This is a genomic window from Pseudomonas sp. P4_C3 (assembly GCF_056402075.1).
In genome coordinates this window covers 1-550 of record NZ_JBFUIC010000802.1, presented here as the reverse complement: position 1 = coordinate 550, position 550 = coordinate 1, and the positions used below count along the sequence as shown (strand labels likewise).

Here is a 550-nt window from a genome sequence, read left to right as displayed (position 1 = left end):
TGCGCTGAAGCGGAAGGCTACGGCGGGCGGACTCATGTCGCCGCTGGAGCGATCATCGCGCAGATACACCCAGAAGTGCCCGGTCCGGCTGCCGTCACCATTGCCCAAAAACGTGACCGGCGTGTCGTCCCCATGGATTTTGGCGGCTTCCCGGATATAGGCGAACAACCGCTCGCCCAGCGGCGCCAGCAGCCATGCCAGTTTTCGCGCCCAGCGGCTCATCACATCCCGATCAATGTGAAGCCCAACGCGGCGGAAGATTACCGACTGCCGGTGCCAGGGCTGGTGATCGACAAAGCGATTGACGACGAGGTGGGCCAGCAGGGCGCTGCTCGCCATCACCTTGGGCAGCGGCAGATCGACAGCGGGCGCTTGTCGGATCTGTTCGCAGGATCGGCACGCCAGCCTGGGCCGGACATGGCGGATGACGCGGAAGCGTGCAGGGACATAGTCGAGGACCTCAGTGACGGCCTCGTCGATCTGCACTGACGGTCCATTACAACCGGCACTGCACGGGCCGGGCTGATGATCGACGGTCTGACGCGGGAAG

At 64.5% G+C, this 550-nt stretch carries 1 protein-coding gene; it reads right to left on the bottom strand.

Going from position 1 to position 550, the window contains the following annotated elements; genetic code table 11:
* Nucleotides 1-550 (bottom strand): IS66 family transposase (locus AC1DVH_RS32540; protein WP_477757230.1); only part of this gene is annotated, 550 nt, incomplete at both ends.